The 19,034-nt window shown below is 39.1% G+C and carries 19 protein-coding genes; 13 read left to right on the forward strand and 6 right to left on the reverse strand.

Going from position 1 to position 19,034, the window contains the following annotated elements; translation table 11 throughout:
* Positions 1–78: 78 nt before the first annotated feature.
* From ACKWBX_RS12100 to ACKWBX_RS12115, 4 genes are all read right to left on the reverse strand, one after another.
* Complete coding sequence (locus ACKWBX_RS12100) at positions 79–441, reverse strand: heavy-metal-associated domain-containing protein (protein WP_413968961.1); 363 nt, start codon at positions 439–441, stop codon at positions 79–81.
* 96 nt (positions 442–537) lie between these two features.
* Complete coding sequence (locus ACKWBX_RS12105) at positions 538–2,805, reverse strand: TonB-dependent receptor plug domain-containing protein (RefSeq protein WP_413968962.1); 2,268 nt, start codon at positions 2,803–2,805, stop codon at positions 538–540.
* Positions 2,806–2,815: 10 nt separating this feature from the next.
* Positions 2,816–3,538 (reverse strand): heavy-metal-associated domain-containing protein, encoded by a 723-nt coding sequence (locus ACKWBX_RS12110; RefSeq protein WP_413968963.1) that lies wholly within the window; start codon positions 3,536–3,538, stop codon positions 2,816–2,818.
* An 80-nt stretch (positions 3,539–3,618) separates the two neighbouring features.
* Positions 3,619–4,023, reverse strand: coding sequence for an HYC_CC_PP family protein (locus ACKWBX_RS12115; RefSeq protein ID WP_413968964.1), 405 nt, complete (start codon positions 4,021–4,023; stop codon positions 3,619–3,621).
* Between the two features lie 118 nt (positions 4,024–4,141).
* On the opposite strand from ACKWBX_RS12115, the gene ACKWBX_RS12120 reads away from it, so the two are divergent.
* The 7 genes from ACKWBX_RS12120 (at position 4,142) to rodA (ending at position 11,894) form a co-directional block, all read left to right on the forward strand.
* Positions 4,142–4,597, forward strand: a complete 456-nt coding sequence (locus tag ACKWBX_RS12120; RefSeq protein ID WP_413968965.1) for a GAF domain-containing protein — start codon at positions 4,142–4,144, stop codon at positions 4,595–4,597.
* A gap of 127 nt (positions 4,598–4,724) precedes the next feature.
* Positions 4,725–6,257 carry a bifunctional phosphoribosylaminoimidazolecarboxamide formyltransferase/IMP cyclohydrolase gene (gene purH, locus ACKWBX_RS12125; RefSeq protein WP_413968966.1) on the forward strand — a complete coding sequence of 511 codons (1,533 nt, stop codon included), beginning with the start codon at positions 4,725–4,727 and terminating at the stop codon, positions 6,255–6,257.
* A gap of 56 nt (positions 6,258–6,313) precedes the next feature.
* Positions 6,314–7,342 carry a rod shape-determining protein gene (locus tag ACKWBX_RS12130; RefSeq protein ID WP_413968967.1) on the forward strand — a complete coding sequence of 343 codons (1,029 nt, stop codon included), beginning with the start codon at positions 6,314–6,316 and terminating at the stop codon, positions 7,340–7,342.
* 87 nt (positions 7,343–7,429) lie between these two features.
* A complete protein-coding gene (mreC, locus tag ACKWBX_RS12135) occupies positions 7,430–8,251 on the forward strand; it encodes a rod shape-determining protein MreC (RefSeq protein WP_413968968.1) in 822 nt (273 codons plus the stop codon).
* Entirely contained in the window at positions 8,241–8,750 is a 510-nt protein-coding gene (locus ACKWBX_RS12140; protein WP_413968969.1) for a rod shape-determining protein MreD, read from the forward strand. The genes mreC and ACKWBX_RS12140 overlap by 11 nt, the downstream gene beginning before the upstream one ends.
* Positions 8,747–10,621 carry a penicillin-binding protein 2 gene (gene mrdA / locus ACKWBX_RS12145; RefSeq protein ID WP_413968970.1) on the forward strand — a complete coding sequence of 625 codons (1,875 nt, stop codon included), beginning with the start codon at positions 8,747–8,749 and terminating at the stop codon, positions 10,619–10,621. Before ACKWBX_RS12140 ends, mrdA begins: the two co-directional genes overlap by 4 nt.
* The gene (gene rodA / locus ACKWBX_RS12150) at positions 10,611–11,894 is read left to right on the forward strand and encodes a rod shape-determining protein RodA (RefSeq protein WP_413968971.1); all 1,284 of its coding nucleotides are present in this window, start codon (positions 10,611–10,613) and stop codon (positions 11,892–11,894) included. Before mrdA ends, rodA begins: the two co-directional genes overlap by 11 nt.
* Here rodA and ACKWBX_RS12155 read toward each other — a convergent pair.
* Positions 11,891–12,703 (reverse strand): DNA/RNA non-specific endonuclease, encoded by an 813-nt coding sequence (locus ACKWBX_RS12155; RefSeq protein ID WP_413968972.1) that lies wholly within the window; start codon positions 12,701–12,703, stop codon positions 11,891–11,893. The genes rodA and ACKWBX_RS12155 overlap by 4 nt on opposite strands.
* A gap of 91 nt (positions 12,704–12,794) precedes the next feature.
* Here ACKWBX_RS12155 and msrB point away from each other — a divergent pair, with 91 nt between their 5' ends.
* Both msrB and msrA read left to right on the forward strand, forming a co-directional pair.
* Positions 12,795–13,253: a peptide-methionine (R)-S-oxide reductase MsrB gene (gene msrB / locus ACKWBX_RS12160; protein WP_413968973.1), complete on the forward strand. Its 459-nt coding sequence runs from the start codon at positions 12,795–12,797 to the stop codon at positions 13,251–13,253.
* Positions 13,246–13,785 carry a peptide-methionine (S)-S-oxide reductase MsrA gene (gene msrA, locus ACKWBX_RS12165; RefSeq protein WP_413968974.1) on the forward strand — a complete coding sequence of 180 codons (540 nt, stop codon included), beginning with the start codon at positions 13,246–13,248 and terminating at the stop codon, positions 13,783–13,785. The genes msrB and msrA overlap by 8 nt, the downstream gene beginning before the upstream one ends.
* Before the next feature lie 49 nt (positions 13,786–13,834).
* Here the strand turns inward: msrA and ACKWBX_RS12170 are convergent, their stop codons facing one another.
* The gene (locus tag ACKWBX_RS12170; protein WP_413968975.1) at positions 13,835–15,976 is read right to left on the reverse strand and encodes a carboxy terminal-processing peptidase; all 2,142 of its coding nucleotides are present in this window, start codon (positions 15,974–15,976) and stop codon (positions 13,835–13,837) included.
* A 190-nt stretch (positions 15,977–16,166) separates the two neighbouring features.
* Here ACKWBX_RS12170 and surE point away from each other — a divergent pair, with 190 nt between their 5' ends.
* From surE to ACKWBX_RS12190, 4 genes are all read left to right on the forward strand, one after another.
* A complete protein-coding gene (gene surE, locus ACKWBX_RS12175; RefSeq protein WP_413968976.1) occupies positions 16,167–16,949 on the forward strand; it encodes a 5'/3'-nucleotidase SurE in 783 nt (260 codons plus the stop codon).
* A complete protein-coding gene (locus tag ACKWBX_RS12180) occupies positions 16,939–17,223 on the forward strand; it encodes a hypothetical protein (RefSeq protein ID WP_413968977.1) in 285 nt (94 codons plus the stop codon). Before surE ends, ACKWBX_RS12180 begins: the two co-directional genes overlap by 11 nt.
* An 18-nt stretch (positions 17,224–17,241) precedes the next feature.
* Entirely contained in the window at positions 17,242–18,360 is a 1,119-nt protein-coding gene (gene lpxB, locus ACKWBX_RS12185; protein WP_413968978.1) for a lipid-A-disaccharide synthase, read from the forward strand.
* Between the two features lie 100 nt (positions 18,361–18,460).
* Positions 18,461–19,033 (forward strand): C40 family peptidase, encoded by a 573-nt coding sequence (locus ACKWBX_RS12190; protein ID WP_413969440.1) that lies wholly within the window; start codon positions 18,461–18,463, stop codon positions 19,031–19,033.
* The last annotated feature ends 1 nt before the right edge of the window (position 19,034 follow it).

Here is a 19,034-nt window from a genome sequence, read left to right on the forward strand (position 1 = left end):
TTGTTCCAATCATTAAATATTAAAAAAACCGCACTTGAAATTCAAGTGCGGTTTTTTTGTTTTTGGCTTTCAAACATATCAATCTTGATGTTTTTCACTATCATCCGTATTATCCTCACGGTATTTACAACAAGGATGCACACTATCATAGGCTTCTTTTGTAGCTTTCAGTTCTTTAGTGTCATGACCTGCCGCCACTAAAGCCGTTTTCACTTTCATCGGGTCCGTTTTACGTTCATCAATGATAAGCAATAACTCGTGTGATGGAATATCCCATAAAGCATACTTCACTCCTTTTACGCTTAAAGCTGCCTTTTCTATACGGTTTTTACACATCTCGCACTTCCCATCGACCTCCATGGTTAATTTTTTATTTTTCTCCTGTGCAAATGTCACGGTGGTGAATACTGCCATTGCAATTATTGTCACTATTTTTCTCATAACTTTTTTCGTTTCAATAGTTTTTACTTTAGTTTTTTAAGTGCCAATATAAAATTTGATTGGAACCTTTTCATTTACTTTAAAATAGGCGTTTTGTTATAGCTTATACCGAAACCCAACATAAAACATACGCCCCATAATTGGGGCATACACAATACTGGTATCAAAATTTGGACCAAAGGGGTTTTCAGAACCCAGCACTGGATTAGGTTGTCTAAAATTAGATAAATTTTCCCCTCCCACATACAATTCAAAAGCATTGGAGAAGATTTTGGTTACTTGCGCATTCATTAAACTATACCCTTTAGCAAAATCTCCTAACCTAAATTCAGGTGGATTTTCGTTAGTATTCGGCAAACGCTGTTTCCCAAGCGTATGCAGCGTATAATCAAATCGCCATTGCGAACCTTTTTCGGTCACTTCGGTTTCATATCCCAAGTTTACAAAAAACCGATGCTGTGCTTGTAATGGTTTCTGTAACCTTCCCGAACGATAATCCGTACTCACATCATAATATTTGTATGCCGTACGCAGTTCCAAATTTTTAAGGACTTCATGATTTACTTCGAGCTGAAAACTATTGGCATAACTTTCTCCATCCAAATTATAAAAAGATATGGCCCTTGGATTTTCCCAATCTACCACAATCTGATTCCTGAAATCCGTTCTATAAAAATCCAGAGTAACATTCCCCGGCCTGTTCAAAAAAGTGAACCCTTGTAAAAAACTTATACCGTAGTTCCAAGCATCCTCGGCATTAAGCCCATAAATACTCCCTCCACTGTCCAATAGCTGTACCTGACGGGCAGAGGCGAAAAACTGTTGATTTTCGGCAAAAATATTGGCCGCTCTTCTTCCCCTACCCAAAGAACCCCGTAAACTTCCTCTTTCCCAAGGCGTATAACGCACATGTAGTCTTGGTGTAATAAAAGTACCGAGGCGATTATGGGTATCAACTCGAAGCCCTGCCGTTAAGCTCAATTTCTCCAAGTTCTCATAGCTATACTCAAAAAAGGCCCCAGCTGAAACGTCGTCTCTTTGAAAGTTTTGTGTATCTACCAATTCATCATACCCATCATAAGCGAAAGTGATACCAGTTTTAAATTTATTTCGCGTATCTCCAATAATGGAATTGAACAATAGATTGGAATATAAACTTTCATGATTTATTTCATAATTGCGTAAGCCGAAATAAGAATCTTGGTCATGCAAACTATAAGATGCCTGAAATCCAAAGCTTTGAAAAGGCAGTTCCGGAAAAACATATCCCAATTTAATAGATGTATCAAACCGTTTGGTATCTATCTCACTTCCCCATGGTTCAACCCCGCTCAAAACAGGATTTTCGGCTTCGTTCAGGGCTCTACCTTCATCTGCATTAAAGACAGTTTCCCCTACTTGTTTTTCATCGACCAAAAATCGAATATTAAAAAAGCTTACCCAACCCGTCTCCGGATTCTGAAATTGCCATCTGTTAAGTACATTGATCTGGTCTGCCAAAGGAGCGTCCAGAAATCTATCGTCATTTCTATCTTCTTTTTGGGTACGCTTGTTTCCGTGAATATAAAGACCTGTACTCCATTTGTCGTTTAATTTATGATTGATATGTGTATTCAGCTCCAATCTGCCATTTCTGTTGGCATAACCATTTATGAATAAGCGATTGTCCGTTAGCGGTTTTACCAACTCCGTATTTATCTGGCCCGAAATACTCTCATAACCATTGACCACACTACCGGCACCTTTTGTGATTTGAATGCTCTCTACCCATGTGCCCGGGGTAAAGGTCAACCCATAGGCCTGGGAAGCTCCTCTCACCATGGGTATATTCTCTTGGGTGATCAATAAATAGGGACTGGTAAGTCCCAACATTTGAATCTGTTTGGTCCCAGTAAGCGCATCGGAAAAATTTACATCAATGGCCGGGTTGGTCTCAAAACTTTCGGACAGGTTACAACAGGCCGCTTTTAAAAGTTCCGCACTATTTACGGTAATCACATTTTGCGCACTGAAATACGTTTTTTGTACCGCATCTCTTTTTTCTTGAACGACAACTTCATCCAGTTCATTTGATGGTTTCAGCCAATGGTGAATCATTTTGGGTTTTTCAATAAGTAGTGTATCCGACCGGAAACCAATATAACTAATAATCAGCCGATTATATTCTTCGGAAAAAGGAAGACTGAACAGCCCTTCCTCATTGGTGATAGTTCCTATTTGGGAGTTCATCCAATACACATTTGCACCCGGAAGGCCTATGTGCTTTCCTTCAGCATTGGACTCCATTACCATACCCTCTACTTTATCTTGTGCTTTTACGATAATCGAAAAGGCACTTAATACGAACAAAATATACTTTTTCATCATCGTTTGTTTAAACAGCTTGAAAAAGCATGGTTATGGCCATGACCAACATGACGGCATTTTCTATAAAAGTAGCTTCCGTCATAGGAAGTTTCAAGGCTGTTCCCAAACAGGCACAACGTATCGCCCTTTTGTCTAAGAGGGTTTTTACAACCCCAATGGTAGTAATGCCTAAAATGATAATCGTGGTAATAAGTGCGATTTTTACTTCAAATCGCATTAAAAACATCAATCCTAAAACTAATTCCAGAAATGGATAAATCCACCCATAGGCCGGAATAGCTTTTGCCAATGGGTCGTACATCCTGAAACTTTCTGGAAATCCTTTTAAATCCAATAGCTTAAAAAAGCTGAAAACAATGTAGAAAAGCCCCATAAAATCTAGCATGGCACTGGTTGTATCCCAATCTTTAAAGTTGAGCAAAAAAGCTGCTGAAAACAGATATAGGAATATGAGCAACAAAGGCTTTAGTTGTTGTAGTTTTGATTTCTCTGCCGGAGCATCAATTACTGTATCGGAAACGGAACGAAGTGTATTGGAAATGGTATATTTTTCGGGCAAAACCGATTTCAACCTATCCAAAGGAATATGTTTTTGCATCACCACTTCGGCTTCGGATTTTTCCAAATTCACCGCAACGGCATCCACGCCATCTATCTTGGAAAGTTTTTCCTTTACCGATGCAGCACATCCGCTACAGGTCATTCCTGTAACCGTATATAAATTTTTCATGATAAATTCTTTTTTAATTTCAAAAATCGCCCTAAAAAAGAGCATGACTAATCTTACCCAAGAGGGTTAAAAAGAATAAATCAAATTAAGAAGACTTGGTCCAACAATTGAATGTCCTTGACCAATATTGGTGGTGGGTAGGTATCCTCAGGAACGGATTGTTCGGTTTCCAACTGGAACAGTCCCGAATAAGAAAAGGTAAAAGCAACCAAAAACTGTTGCTGCTCCAAAGAAATATCGTTCAATGAAAATTGCAAATCTTCCTGACCTTCAATAATGATAATCTCATCTGTACAGCAAGATTTTTTGGATTCGCCCATATCCATCATAGCAACATCCATTCCGCAGCTACTCGCCTCTGTAAACAAAGCAGTGTCCATTAAATGTCCCATGCAATAATGCTTCTCTACCTTCCACGAAACAGTGGACGCCAATAGCAAAAAGGCCATCGCTGAGCAGAAAATTTTATGGAGTATTGCTTTCATTATCACAAAATTAGGGTTTAATCCAATATCCTATCATGGTATTAACGAATTTTTATGCCGTTTGTTATTGCAAGTTCTCGCGTAAAAATCGACTTTTACCTTAAAATTACATCAAAATATGTTCGATTCCCTAATTCCTAGAATAACCGCTATTACGGCATCAGCAAAAGATGTGGATTCCAAGTTGCTATCTATCTGCGAGCTGCTAAAAAAGGAAGTGCCACATTACGACTGGGTAGGCTTTTATTTTAAGAACGAGGACAAACGAGAGTTAAAATTAGGACCTTATGCAGGTGCGCCCACGGACCATACCCTAATTCCTTTTGGAAAAGGGATATGTGGCCAAGTGGCGGAGAGTAATCAAAACTTTGTAGTACCGGACGTGCAGGCTCAGGACAATTACATTGCCTGTAGCATTAACGTAAAATCAGAAATTGTGGTACCCCTTTTTATTGATGGCGAAAATGTTGGGCAAATTGATATTGATTCCAATACTCCTGACCCTTTCACGGCAGAAGATGAACGCTTCTTGGAATTTGTAAATGCAGAAGTAGCAAAAATCTATGTACCATAGAATTCATATAGCACTACGCGTTGGCTATGGTTCAAAACTTTGTCTTTATTGTTGATAACCTACCAATAGAACTACCCTTAAAAAATTTATTTTTGTGTGCTTCATTACTAACCACAAGCACTTAAAAATGAGCAGCGTAAAAAAAGCTTCGTCCGCATTAATTTCCGTATTCCATAAAGATGGCCTAGAACCTTTGGTCAGAAAGTTTCAAGAGTTGGGCATCACCATATACTCTACCGGAGGAACTGAAAAATTCATCAAGAATTTAGGGGTCAATGTTGTTCCCGTTGAGGATGTAACCAGTTACCCGTCAATCTTGGGAGGCCGTGTAAAAACTTTGCACCCAAAGGTATTTGGAGGGATTCTGAACCGTCAGGACAATGAAAGCGATATGGCACAATTGGAAGAATTTGAAATCCCACAGTTGGATATTGTCATCGTTGACCTGTATCCGTTCGAGAAAACAGTGGCCAGTGGAGCTTCCGAACAAGGCATCATTGAAAAAATTGATATAGGCGGTATTTCATTGATTCGTGCAGCTGCCAAGAACTTTAAGGATGTGCTCTGTGTTTCTTCCATGGAAGATTATTCAGAGGTTCTGAAAATAATTACCGAAGGAAACGGCACCACTACCCTTGAGCAACGCAAACGCTTTGCGGCAAAATCGTTCAATGTTTCTTCACACTACGATACCGCTATTTTTAATTATTTCAATAAGAACCATGATTTGGCGGCATTGAAGGTAAGCGAAACCGATGGGAAGGTATTGCGCTATGGCGAAAACCCGCACCAAAAAGGATTTTTCTTTGGGAATTTTGATGCCATGTTCTCAAAATTACACGGCAAAGAGCTTTCCTATAACAATCTTTTGGATGTTGACGCTGCCGTTAATTTAATGGACGAATTCAAGGATGATGCGCCCACCTTTGCCATTCTCAAACACAATAACGCATGTGGTCTTGCCCAACGGGACACCTTGCACCAAGCCTATATAGATGCTTTGGCAGGAGATCCTGTTTCCGCATTCGGGGGTGTTTTGATCAGCAATAAGGCCATAGATAAAGCTACAGCGGAAGAAATTCATAAATTATTCTGTGAAGTTGTCATTGCGCCGGGTTATGCCGATGATGCATTGGAAATTTTGAAGGGAAAAAAGAACAGAATCATCCTTGTTCAGAATGAAGTGGCCATGCCGGAAATGACCGTTAGAACTTGTTTGAACGGAATATTATTACAAGAGAAAGATCATAAGACGGATACGGTTGCTGATTTATCCAATGCGACCAACAAAAAACCTTCGGACAGGGAAATAGAGGATTTGATTTTTGCTTCCAAATTATGTAAGCATACCAAATCCAACACCATCGTTTTGGCAAAAAACAAGCAACTTTGCGCCAGTGGCACCGGACAGACCTCTCGTGTAGATGCTTTGAACCAAGCCATACACAAGGCAGGTTCCTTTAATTTTGATTTGAACGGTGCGGTCATGGCAAGCGATGCGTTCTTTCCTTTCCCGGATTGTGTGGAGATTGCGGACAAAGCAGGAATCACCAGTGTAATTCAACCGGGAGGTTCCATCAAAGATCAATTGAGTATTGATTATTGCAACGAAAATGGAATTTCTATGGTGATGACGGGAACGCGTCATTTTAAGCATTAATTTTACTACTTTTGTCGATGAAATACAACCGTTAATCCTTAACCAAACTTTTATACATGGGGTTTTTTGATTTCTTGACCGAGGAAATAGCTATCGATTTAGGTACAGCCAACACGCTTATCATTCATATGGACAAAGTCGTTGTGGACAGTCCATCTATTGTTGCCAGGGATCGCGTTACCGGTAAAATCATTGCTGTTGGTAAAGAAGCGAACATGATGCAAGGGAAGACCCATGAAAACATAAAGACCATCAGGCCTTTAAAAGATGGGGTAATAGCAGATTTTGACGCGTCCGAAAAGATGATCAATATGTTCATCAAAAATATCCCTGCCTTAAAGAAAAAATGGTTTCCACCTGCGTTGAGAATGGTCATTTGTATTCCTTCTGGAATCACGGAAGTAGAGATGAGAGCGGTAAAAGAATCTGCGGAAAGAGTAAATGGCAAGGAGGTCTACCTCATCCACGAACCTATGGCAGCGGCTATCGGTATTGGTTTGGATATTATGCAACCCAAAGGGAACATGATCGTTGATATAGGAGGTGGAACAACGGAAATAGCCGTGATTGCATTAGGAGGAATTGTCTGTGATAAATCCGTTAAAATTGCAGGTGATGTTTTCACGAACGATATTATCTATTACATGCGTACACAGCATAATTTATATGTTGGGGAAAGTACCGCCGAAGCAATAAAGATTGAGATTGGTTCCGCAACGGAAGATTTACAGTCCCCACCGGACGAGAAATCCGTACAGGGACGTGATTTATTGACTGGAAAACCGAAACAGGTTCAGATTTCATACCGCGAAATCGCGAAAGCTTTGGACAAATCTATCTTACGTGTGGAAGATGCCGTAATGGAAACGCTTTCGCAAACACCACCGGAACTAGCGGCCGATATCTACAATACCGGAATCTATCTTGCAGGTGGCGGCTCCATGTTACGTGGATTGGATAGAAGACTATCCCAAAAAACAGATCTTCCTGTTTATATAGCCGAAGACCCGTTAAGAGCTGTTGTTAGAGGTACTGGAATAGCATTAAAAAACCTAGAGCGGTATAAGAGTATTTTAATCAAATAATTTCATTTTAAGTTAAAACAAGGTCACTATTTATGACCAAAACGAAACTATCAAGATTACGAGCGGTAGTTGAAAATTTAGAGATGAATGCAACAGATTATAAATTTTCTGATTCGGTATAAGCTGTTTCTACTCTACACCTTTTTTATATTCATATCGCTGATTTTTACCATCCAATCGCATTCCTATCATCAATCAAAGTTTTTAAACTCTGCCAACTTTATCTCGGGCAGTATTTATGAGACCACGGATAATGTGACTTCCTATTTCAGTCTAAAAGAGGAAAACAGAAACCTTTTAAAGGAAAATGAACAATTAAGACATCAGCTTTACAATCAAAAAGATGTAGCGCAATCCGTTTTAGATTCTACACAACGAACCTATACAATCGTAAAGGGAAGAGCTATAAATAACAGCTACGCGGACCAGCGCAATTACATTACCATCAATAAAGGCAAAAACGATAGCATTGCCCAAGATATGGGTGTTATTACCGACAAAGGCATCCTCGGAATCGTAGAGAATACCTCCAATAATTTTGCAACGGTGCAAAGTATTCTGAACGAAAAATCCAACATCAATGCCAAACTAAAAAATTCGAACCATTTTGGTTCTTTGATTTGGGATACGAAAGATTATAGCAGGGTACAATTAGTAGACATTCCAAGATTGGTTCCTCTAAATATTGGGGATACTATAGTTACCGGTGCCATGAGTAGTATTTTTCCAGAAAATATTCCCATAGGTACTATTGCTAAATTCAATTTGGACAAATCCAGAAGCTTTTATTCCATAGATATTGCCTTGTTCAACGATATGACCAATATTAGAAATGTGTATATCATTAAAAACTTGAACCGTAAAGAAATTTTAGCCCTAGAAGCAGAAACAACGTCCAATGATCAGTAGTTCTTTCTTCATAAATATCCTGAGATTTTCACTTTTAATTCTGGTGCAGGTACTTGTTTTTAATAGGCTTAATTTTTTCGGTTTCATAAATCCAATGGTCTATGTTTTGTTTTTGTATTGGTACCCCATCAAAGAAAATAGAACCAGCTTCATTGCCATTAGTTTTTTATTAGGTCTTTTAATCGATATTTTTTCGGATACCTTAGCCATCAATGCAGCGGCAACCGTTACCATTGCTTATGTAAGACCTACCATTATGCGTTTCGTATTCGGGGTCAACTATGAATTTCAAAGTTTTAAGCTAAACAATTCTACCAAGGCACAACAATTTACGTTTTTGGCGTTATTAATTATAATACATCACGCTGTTTTCTATACTTTAGAGATATTTAGTTTTTCCAATATCTTAATAATCGTTAAGAAAACCTTGATTATTGGGCTGGCATCCTTAATTTTATGTTTATTGTTCAGTACCTTGTTTAGTACCCGAAAAGAATGAGAAAAATTCTTTTATCGTCTATCATCATTATCATCGGAATAACATTTCTGAGCAGGCTCTCCTATCTTCAGATTTTTAGTTTTTCCGCAGATCAGGTATTGGAAGACCCTGCCATTAAAGCCATTTACGATTATCCGGAACGGGGCTACATTTATGACAGAAACGGAAAACTTCTTGTCGGGAACGACCCCGCTTATGATGTTATGGTAATCCCACGGGAAGTAAAGCCTTTGGACACTCTGGAATTCTGTAATCTTCTAGGTGTTGATAAAGAAAAGTTCGTAGAGAAATTACGAAAAGCACGTGTCTATTCTCCAAGACTTCCATCTGTTTTGGTACCGCAACTCTCTAAAGAAGATTATGCCCGGTTACAGGAAAAAATGCGCAAGTACCAAGGATTTTATATCCAAAAACGTTCGTTACGTTACTATGACACCCCAAGTGCCGCAAATGTATTGGGGTACATCAGTGAAGTAAACGAGGGCGATCTTGCCCAAAATAAGTATTATGTACAAGGCGAATTAAAAGGACGTACTGGAGTAGAACGCTACTATGAAGACTTATTAAGGGGCAGAAAAGGTGTTCAATATATACAGAAAGACCGTTTCAACAGGGATATTGGTCCTTATAAGAATGGTGCGTTGGATACACTCCCCGAGCAAGGAAAGCAAATTAGTATTACCATTGATAAAGCATTACAAGAGTACGGTGAGCTTTTGATGAACGGAAAAAGAGGTGGCATCGTGGCTATTGAACCGTCTTCAGGGGAAATACTTTCCATGATTTCAGGCCCAACATATGACCCGGCACTTTTAGTGGGGAGAAAGCGTTCCAGAAATTACACCAAATTATATAACGATACCATTGCGAACCCTACTTGGGACCGTTCCATCCATGCACAACAACCCCCAGGTTCTCCCTTTAAAACCTTGAACGCTTTGATAGCACTACAAGAAGGAGTTATGGATGAATCTTCAAAAGTAAAGTGTTATAATGGTTTTTATGTGGGAAATAAAAAAAGAGGGTGCCATTGCGGGGGTGGATCACGTAGTATGGTAGATGGCATTTACAAATCATGCAATGCCTATTTTGCTGCAACCTTTCGTAAAATATTTGAAAAATATGATACCACGGATGAAGGCATGGATGTTTGGGAAAAGCATATGAAGAGTTTTGGTCTCGGAAATTATCTAGGCTATGATCTACCCTATGGGCAAAAAGGAAGAATCCCTAGCAAAGAATATTATGACAAATGGTACGGCGATAATCGATGGAGTTCTTCTTTTATTATCTCAAATGCTATCGGTCAGGGAGAAGTGCTGGCCACTCCTGTACAATTAGCGAATATGGCTGCTGCCATTGCCAACAGAGGACATTACTTTACACCACATATTCTAAAAAAAGTAGAGGGAAAAGAAATAACCAACCCAAAATTTACCCAAGCTAAAAAGACAACTATAGACCCCAAACATTTTGAGCCCATAATAGAAGGGATGAGCAAGGTCTATACAAGCCCTGGAGGTACTGCTAGATGGCTACGGATACCAGGTATTGAAATTGCAGGAAAAACAGGTACGGCCGAGAATTTTACCAAAATCAATGGTGTTCGCACGCAACTGACCGATCATTCCGTTTTTGTAGCTTTCGCACCAGTAGACAATCCAAAAATAGCCATTGCCGTGTATATTGAAAACGGATATTATGGTTCCAGATTCGCCGGTCATATTGCTTCCCTGATGATAGAAAAATATATAAAGGGAGAGATTACCCGAACAGATCTGGAGAAAAAAATGTTGGAGAAGACTTTGGAGCATGAATACGCCAAACCCTATAGTGGCGAGGAGTTTGAGATAAACGAATATGTCTGGTAGAAGTATTCTCAAACGTATAGACTGGCTATCCGTTCTGCTCTATTTATCCTTGGTTCTTATTGGTTGGTCCAATATTTACTCCAGCACGTTTACAGGGACAGATGAATCTATCTTCGATTTTGGAACCTTGCACGGAAAACAACTTTTTTTTATCGGGGTAAGTTTTACTGCCATTTTGGTCATTATGGCTTTGGAGGTAAATTTCTATGAGCGTTTTTCCAGCATTTTCTATTTGGTATCCATGCTTTTGCTCCTAGGGCTGTTTGTTTTCGGGAAAACCATTGCCGGGGCTACTTCCTGGTATAATTTAGGGTTTATGAATTTTCAGCCGTCCGAACTGGCAAAAATAACAACGGCATTAGCATTGGCAAAATACTTAAGCGATATACAAACCGATATAAAACGTAGAAAAGATCAACTCTATGCACTTCTCATCATTCTAATCCCAGCCCTACTGATCATTCCGCAGCCAGACCCTGGAAGTGCCTTGGTATTTTTTGCACTTGTTTTTGTAATCTTCAGGGAAGGTCTCCCTTTGTTTTATCTTGGAATAGGGTTTGCTACGATTATCATTTTTGTTACCACTTTGATGTTTGGAACCATATGGGTGGCTATAGGATTGGCAACCTTGATCGTTCTCTTTTTTGCACTAAAAAGAAAATCGTTCAAAGTTCCCATTTTCCCACTGATTCTTACCACCGTAGTCACCATTCTTTTTTCATTATCCGTTAATTTTGTTTTCAATCAAGTTTTTGAGCAACGCCACCGTGATCGTTTTAGCCTATGGTTGCGATTGGAAAAGGACCCTTCCAAATTGGAACAAATCAGAAAAACCATTGGCTACAACACCTATCAATCCGAAAAGGCTATTGAATCGGGAGGTTTTTTTGGTAAGGGATATTTAGAAGGTACTCGTACAAAGGGCGATTTTGTACCAGAACAGGAAACGGATTATATCTTCAGCACACTAGGAGAGGAATGGGGATTTATTGGCACAGGAACCGTAATTATCCTTTTTTCAATTTTATTTCTAAGATTGATTTCTTTGGCGGAACGCCAAAAAAATGATTTCGCACGAATGTACGGCTATGGGGTTATCTCCATCCTATTTATCCACTATTTCATAAATATCGGAATGGTTATCGGTATACTACCTACTATCGGTATTCCGCTACCTTTCTTTAGTTATGGGGGTTCAGGACTTTTGTTTTTTACAATTTTATTGTTCGTATTCCTAAAATTGGATACCAATAGATTAAAGGAAAGTTTTTAAAATTTCCAATCCCTCAAATTGATACTGCTTTCAAATTCCTCTTGTTTCTTTACATCCAATCGATAAAAAAAGTCTATTCCTGTCAGTGCTTCAATTTCATCTATTGAAACCGTAAAACTTTTTAAGGGTGCTGATTTTTCCTTGTTTTCCATTAAAAATCCGATGACTTCCATATCACTTGTTGTTTCCCTAGCCACAATCTTATAGAAATAATCGGGCACGTCCACATCTTCTTCACCTATTTCCTCCAAACCACTTTCCAAGACTCCCCCCGTAATTACATAGAGCTTTTTATATTTTTTTGCCCAAGAACGAATTTTCATTTCCAATCTGTTCCAAGCACCGGCATTAAAAGCATTGTTTTGGGGACTGATATTGCTGGTGTAAAATGTCTCGTTATAGGCTTGTTCGGAAAATCTACGGTCACCCGCCGGGCACAGATGGCCTCTGTCATAACCGGAACCTTTATAATTTCTCCAATCGGCCGATTTGGTACGCACCCAAGGGTCCTCTATAAAATATGGTCGTTTACGGTCGTCATCCGTTAAGTGTTCTTTTTTCAACACATAGGCAACCCACTCCGCTTGCTCAAAAGGTTCATTGTATGATAAGGAGAAATGGGAATGATGTACTATTTCATTCGTAGTAGAAGTGGGTAGAAGTGTAGCAGGGAAAGTACTTTCTTTTGCCAACCCATTAGCTTCCGAGTAGGTATTCGGGGTATAAAAGTTCTCGAACCACCAAAAACCAACCACGCAAACGAGCAATAAAACGGTATAAATAATTCTATTTTTTTTGTAGCTCCGCATCGTCCAAATTTAGCTTAATTTTGTAAGAACGGTAGGTCAAAATCGACTAATACCAACATTAAAGAATTAAATCTAAGAAAGGAAAATTACTATGTTAACTTGGAAAGATGTCATTCATTTTTCGGTCAATGGAAATCCGATACCCGACAGGCGTGTTGAAAAATCCGAAAGCGAATGGAAAGAAATTTTAACTCCAGGACAGTTCCGAATCACAAGAAAAAAAGGTACGGAAGCTCCATATACCGGTGCACTCTGTAGCGTACACGATGCAGGTAAATATGAATGTGTTTGTTGCGGCACGGAACTGTTCGATTCTACTATCAAATTTGAATCGGGTACCGGATGGCCCAGTTTCACACAACCCATTACAGAAAATGCCATTAAATATATAAAGGATACTTCTTTTGGGATGGTACGGGTAGAAGTCCTTTGCAATACCTGTGATGGACATTTAGGACACGTTTTTCCCGATGGCCCCGAACCTAGCGGATTGCGTTATTGCATCAACTCGGAGTCCATGCAGATCGTAAAGGAGAAAGCTAATGGATAAATCAAATATTAAAGTAGCTACTGTCGGTGGAGGTTGTTTTTGGTGTACGGAAGCTGTTTTCCAAGAAGTAAAAGGTATTATGAAGGTTGTTAGCGGATACACTGGCGGCAAAGCTCCAGGAAGACCTACTTATAGGGAAGTCTGTTCCGGTCTCACGGGACATGCAGAAGTCGTTCAAATAACCTATGATGCTTCGGTGGTAACCTATGCCGATATTTTAGCAGTTTTCATGACTACGCATGATCCTACGACCTTAAACCGACAGGGTGCGGATACCGGAACACAATATCGTTCTGTTATATACTTTCATGATGAGGAGCAGAAAAAAGTTGCAGAAATCGTTTTAAGTGAAATGGCATCTTTTTACGATAAACCCATTGTGACAGAACTAAGTCCTTTAGAGGTATTTTATGAAGCTGAAGCGTATCACCAAGATTATTACAAAAACAATACTTCACAAGGATACTGTCAAGTAGTGATCAATCCAAAACTTTCCAAACTGAGAAAGTTACATGCAGAAAAATTGAAATAATAAAAAAGCCCGCTCTAAGAGCGGGCTTTTTTATATAATTCTTTCAAAATTAACCTTTTACGCTAGCTAATTTCCCGCCATTTTTAATATTGTTCAATTTAAGGTCACGAAGCACATTTACCGCCTCTTCTACATAAACATCTTTGGCCAAGTTTTTGTGCCATCTATTTCTTTTCTCCCGTAGTACAGAATCCTTGGTAAACAATTCTTCCTCATACTTTAAAGATTTGAAAGTAAGTTTGGAATCATAGGTCGTGATATTCTTAAAATAATCCGACTTTTCCTTTACTCTCTTTTTCTCTTCTTTATAAGCGTCATAATTTAAAGAAATTTCTGTTTCCTCTTGTTGTGCTTTCAGCCATTTGGCATTTTCTTCAATTAATTTGATATGAGGGTTTGCAGCCATTCTGGCCTTGCTATTTGCAATGGTTTGCTCATAGTCAATATAACCGTCCCAAACTTTATAATTGGCCGGAGTAATTTTATCCCATTTTAAAGGATTGGATTGATCACGTTCTCCCAAATCTATATAACTATACTTGTCCGGAACAATAACATCACTCTTTACCCCTTCCAATTGGGTTGACCCTCCATTGATTCTATAGAATTTCTGTGTGGTCAATTTAATGGCTCCTAAATCTCCGTGCTCGTTGCTTCGTACGATATTATCCAACGGAATCACATTCTGTACCGTTCCTTTTCCAAAAGTTTGTTTACTGCCTATTACAATGGCCCTTTTGTAATCTTGCATAGCGGCCGCTAAAATTTCAGAAGCAGAGGCGGACAATTCGTTGACCAAAATGACCAAAGGACCATCCCATTGTATTCTTTCGTCCTTATCATCATAAACATCTTTATCTTTTCCACCGGAGCGAACCTGAACTATTGGACCATCTTTGATGAACAATCCGGCCATCTCTACAACGGTTTTTAGTGATCCGCCGCCGTTATCCCTCAAATCTAAAATTAAACCTTCTGCACCTTCTTGTTTTAATCGCTCTACTTCCTTGGCAACATCCGTTGCTGCGTTTCTTTCACTATAATCTTCAAAATCCACGTAAAACTTTGGTAGGTTTATCAAACCATATTTATTGTTGTCACGAATAATATTAGCAGATTTGGCGTATGACTCTTCAAGTTCAACAATATCCCTGGTAAGGGAAATGGTTTCGAAAGATCCATCAACCTTGCGCACCGTTAAATCGACAACTGTTCCTTGTGGACCTTTTATCAATTTAATGGCATCTCCAATTCGCATCCCAACAATATCAATGGATTCTCCACCGTCTTGTCCTACTTTTACGATTTCATCACCCACTTCCAAACGCTGATCTCTCCACACGGGTCCTCCCGAAATGATTTCAACGATCTTAGCACCTTCGGGTTTCTTTTGAAGTCTGGCACCAATACCTTCAAACTTACCGGACATACTGGTATCAAATTTTTCTTTCTCCTCCGGAGCAAAGTAAAAGGTATGTGGGTCAAATTCATCAACAATAGTATTTATGTACTGTACAAACCAATCTTTTCGCTCCAGATCATCAACAAAATCAAAGAATTCGTCCAAAGTAGTTTCGGTAGATTTTCTGGCCTCAATTTCTGCTTCTTCCGTGGTATGAACGTTGTGGTCGTTATCATCGGAAACGGCTTCCTCATCCACATTCATATGTCTTATTTTGGAATCGTAAGTGCCTAAGGTAGCATACTTTAATTGCTTTCTCCATCGCTCTTGCAACTCCTTTTTATTGGTCGCAAATGGTTCTTCCTCATATTTAATGCTTATGCTCTCGTTTTCGGTATAATCAAAAGGTTTTTCCAAAACCTCTTTATAGATTTCTTTGGCTTCGGACATTCTTAAGACCAACCTCTGGTACACGGTATTGAAAAAAGTGATATCCGTATTTTTTATTTGATCGTCAATTTGAAATTTGTACTGCTCAAAATCAGCAATATCGGAACTTAGAAAATAGCGTTTTGTAGGGTCTATCACATCTATGAAATCTTCAAAGACATTTACTGAAAAGTCATCATCTATGTTCTTAGGCTCATAATGGCCTTTTTCGAGAACATAGGTAATCAAATCCAAAAGCAACTTGTCCTTATCGTCGTTTTCAAAAGATTTATTGGTAAAGCTGCAAGAAGCTACAGCCACTAACATTACTACTAAAACGTAGGCTAAATTTCTTTTCATAAAACTTTGTTTTTTATTCTTTTTCAAAATCTTGGAATTTAGAAGCAGTTATAGGGTTCACCACTTCCTTAATTCTCTAAGATAAAGAAAAAACCATGCCAATTTGGGACTGGATGATTAATTTTTTGTTAAACGGCATCTCTATGATATCCTTTATAAAAACGTATTTTTACTCTATAAAGTATATAGCATGCCAAAACCTTTAATATTGGTCACCAATGATGATGGAATAACCGCTCCGGGGCTTCGCGCATTGATTTCCTATATGAAGGATTTAGGCGATGTTTTTGTGGTAGCGCCGGACAGTCCACAATCTGGAATGGGGCATGCCATTACCCTTGATAGCACCCTATTTTCCAAAAGGGTACAGATGACCAAAGAACTATCCAACGTTCAGGAATATAGCTGCAGTGGAACGCCAGCGGATTGTGTAAAATTGGCCCTTAGAGAACTCTTGGACAGAAGGCCTGATATTTGTGTAAGCGGAATTAACCACGGTTCTAATTCCTCCATCAATGTAATTTATTCCGGAACCATGAGTGCCGCTATCGAAGCTGGGATAGAAGGGGTTCCCGCTATAGGTTTTTCGCTTTGTGATTACAGTTGGGACGCTAATTTTTCCCATGCCGAAGATTTCGTGAAAAAAATTGTAAGCGAGGCGCTTTCCAATGGGATTCCCAAAGATGTTGTGCTTAACGTTAACATTCCAAAACTTTCGAAAAAAGAAATAAAGGGAATAAAAATCTGCAGACAGGCAAAGGCGAATTGGAAAGAAAAGTTCGATAAAAGGACCAACCCCATGGGAAAAGACTATTATTGGCTTACCGGGGAGTTTGAACTATTGGACAAAGGGGAAGATACCGATGAATGGGCTTTGAGCAATGGCTATATCTCCGTTGTACCGTCACAATTTGACCTAACCGCCCACCATGCCATTCAAGATATTAATAATTGGGATTTAAATGAACACTAAAAAAGAACTTGCCATTGGATTTTTTGTTGGCCTTATCGCCAATACCATAGGAACCTTATCCTATATCCTGCTTTTTTCTGATTTGAGTATTGCCGAAACATATGCCGCGGCCGTAAAACAAGGTCATGTGGGAAGTCTTTTGGCTTTGGGAGCCATATTGAATTTAGTGGCCTTTTTTGGTTTTTTACGGATAAAAAGAGATAACAGGGCGAAGGGTGTACTCATCGCCACCATCCTCACAGCACTGGTCATTCTATATTATAAGGTCTTTTAATGTGAACCTATACCAAGCATGAAATACTACATCATAGCAGGGGAAGCCTCCGGAGATCTTCATGGCTCCAATCTCATTAAAGCTTTGAAAGCTGAGGATACCAAAGCAAACATTCGTTGTTGGGGAGGGGATTTAATGCAAAATGCCGGCGGAACTTTAGTGAAACATTACAAGGAAATGGCCTTCATGGGCTTTTTGGAAGTCCTTTTCAACTTAAATGCTATTTTTAAGAACATTCATTTTTGTAAGACCGATATTGAAAATTTTCAACCGGATGTCATTATTTTCATTGATTACTCTGGATTTAATCTGAGAATAGCCCAATGGGCCAAGGAAAATCATTTTAGGACCAACTACTATATTTCTCCACAAATTTGGGCATCTAGAGAAGGTCGAATCCATAAAATTAAGCGTGATATTGATGCGATGTATGTCATCCTTCCCTTTGAAAAGGAATTTTACGAGGATAAACATGATTTTCCGGTTCATTTTGTGGGTCACCCCTTAATCGATGCCATATCCAATAGAGGAGCTTTGGATAAAGAAAGTTTCTACGAAACTTTTCATTTAAAGAAGGATAAGCCCATTATCGCGTTGCTCCCCGGAAGCAGAAAACAAGAAGTGGAAAAAATGCTTAACGTAATGTTATCCGTAGCCAATTCTTTTTCAGAATACCAATTTGTTATTGCGGGAGCACCGAGTTTAGATGCAGATTTTTACACGCCGTTTCTTAAAAACCCTAATGTTGGTTTTGTCTCCAATAGAACCTATGACCTATTGAGTGTTTCCCATACGGCATTAGTTACCAGCGGAACGGCGACGCTGGAAACCGCACTTTTCAATGTTCCACAAGTGGTTTGTTATAAAGCCAATTGGCTATCCTATCAAATTGCAAAAAGAATCATCACCCTGGAATACATCTCTCTAGTAAACCTCATTATGAAAAGCGAAGTAGTGAAAGAATTGATTCAGACCAATTTGAACAGGACCAACCTAGAGACCGAACTTTCTAAAATCATAAAAGGCCCCGATCGAGAAAGAATTTTGGAATCCTACAACGCACTACGTAGAAAATTAGGTGGCGAAGGAGCCAGTAAAAAAGCTGCTGCACTTATTGTTTCAGGAATAAAAAAGTAAACCAAACATCACCTTCTTTAGACCTAAATCTATTCTCACCAACTACTTATACAAAATAATTCTATAATTTTGATGTTCAAGTAGCGTAGACATTACTTGAATTATGCGGAAATTCCTTAGCATTTTATTACTACTTATTGTTGCCAGTTGCGGGACTGGAAAAAAAAGCAAGACTTCCAAAAAACAAGCTAGGACAATCTCCGTAGCCGCTGCCAATGATGCCCGTAAAGGTGTTACGGCGAACAAACCGGTCAAATCGGAAATTACGAGCACTCCGTCCGAATACGTAACGGAAGCGGATAAAATAATAAACACGGCACTTACTTTTTCCGGCGTTCGTTATAAATTTGGGGGCACTACAAAAAGAGGAATGGATTGTTCCGGTCTGTTATACGTTTCCTTTGGAAAGCACGATATTAAACTCCCGAGAACATCAATCCATATGGCCGAAGAAGGCAAAAAAATAAAGGTCAAAAATGTAGCCAAAGGAGATTTGCTATTCTTTAAAACCAATAAGCGTGCTAAAAGAATCAACCATGTGGGTATGGTCGTAGATGTTTCCAATGACGATGTGAAATTTATTCATGCTTCCTCTTCCAGAGGTGTAACAGTATCTTCCTTAAGAGACGGATTTTGGAACAGTGCTTTTGTAAAAGCCACCCGAATCCTATAAC

It is taken from the genome of Maribacter algae, from assembly GCF_047345745.1.
Classification (GTDB): Bacteria; Bacteroidota; Bacteroidia; order Flavobacteriales; family Flavobacteriaceae; genus Maribacter.

Bases quoted from the DNA above. Each gene is read 5' to 3' on its own strand.
- ACKWBX_RS12100 (WP_413968961.1), bottom strand. From the start codon at position 441: ATGAGAAAAATAGTGACAATAATTGCAATGGCAGTATTCACCACCGTG.
- ACKWBX_RS12105 (WP_413968962.1), bottom strand. From the start codon at position 2,805: ATGAAAAAGTATATTTTGTTCGTATTAAGTGCCTTTTCGATTATCGTA.
- ACKWBX_RS12110 (WP_413968963.1), bottom strand. From the start codon at position 3,538: ATGAAAAATTTATATACGGTTACAGGAATGACCTGTAGCGGATGTGCT.
- ACKWBX_RS12115 (WP_413968964.1), bottom strand. From the start codon at position 4,023: ATGAAAGCAATACTCCATAAAATTTTCTGCTCAGCGATGGCCTTTTTG.
- ACKWBX_RS12120 (WP_413968965.1), top strand. From the start codon at position 4,142: ATGTTCGATTCCCTAATTCCTAGAATAACCGCTATTACGGCATCAGCA.
- purH (WP_413968966.1), top strand. From the start codon at position 4,725: ATGAGCAGCGTAAAAAAAGCTTCGTCCGCATTAATTTCCGTATTCCAT.
- ACKWBX_RS12130 (WP_413968967.1), top strand. From the start codon at position 6,314: ATGGGGTTTTTTGATTTCTTGACCGAGGAAATAGCTATCGATTTAGGT.
- mreC (WP_413968968.1), top strand. From the start codon at position 7,430: ATGCAACAGATTATAAATTTTCTGATTCGGTATAAGCTGTTTCTACTC.
- ACKWBX_RS12140 (WP_413968969.1), top strand. From the start codon at position 8,241: ATGATCAGTAGTTCTTTCTTCATAAATATCCTGAGATTTTCACTTTTA.
- mrdA (WP_413968970.1), top strand. From the start codon at position 8,747: ATGAGAAAAATTCTTTTATCGTCTATCATCATTATCATCGGAATAACA.
- rodA (WP_413968971.1), top strand. From the start codon at position 10,611: ATGTCTGGTAGAAGTATTCTCAAACGTATAGACTGGCTATCCGTTCTG.
- ACKWBX_RS12155 (WP_413968972.1), bottom strand. From the start codon at position 12,703: ATGCGGAGCTACAAAAAAAATAGAATTATTTATACCGTTTTATTGCTC.
- msrB (WP_413968973.1), top strand. From the start codon at position 12,795: ATGTTAACTTGGAAAGATGTCATTCATTTTTCGGTCAATGGAAATCCG.
- msrA (WP_413968974.1), top strand. From the start codon at position 13,246: ATGGATAAATCAAATATTAAAGTAGCTACTGTCGGTGGAGGTTGTTTT.
- ACKWBX_RS12170 (WP_413968975.1), bottom strand. From the start codon at position 15,976: ATGAAAAGAAATTTAGCCTACGTTTTAGTAGTAATGTTAGTGGCTGTA.
- surE (WP_413968976.1), top strand. From the start codon at position 16,167: ATGCCAAAACCTTTAATATTGGTCACCAATGATGATGGAATAACCGCT.
- ACKWBX_RS12180 (WP_413968977.1), top strand. From the start codon at position 16,939: ATGAACACTAAAAAAGAACTTGCCATTGGATTTTTTGTTGGCCTTATC.
- lpxB (WP_413968978.1), top strand. From the start codon at position 17,242: ATGAAATACTACATCATAGCAGGGGAAGCCTCCGGAGATCTTCATGGC.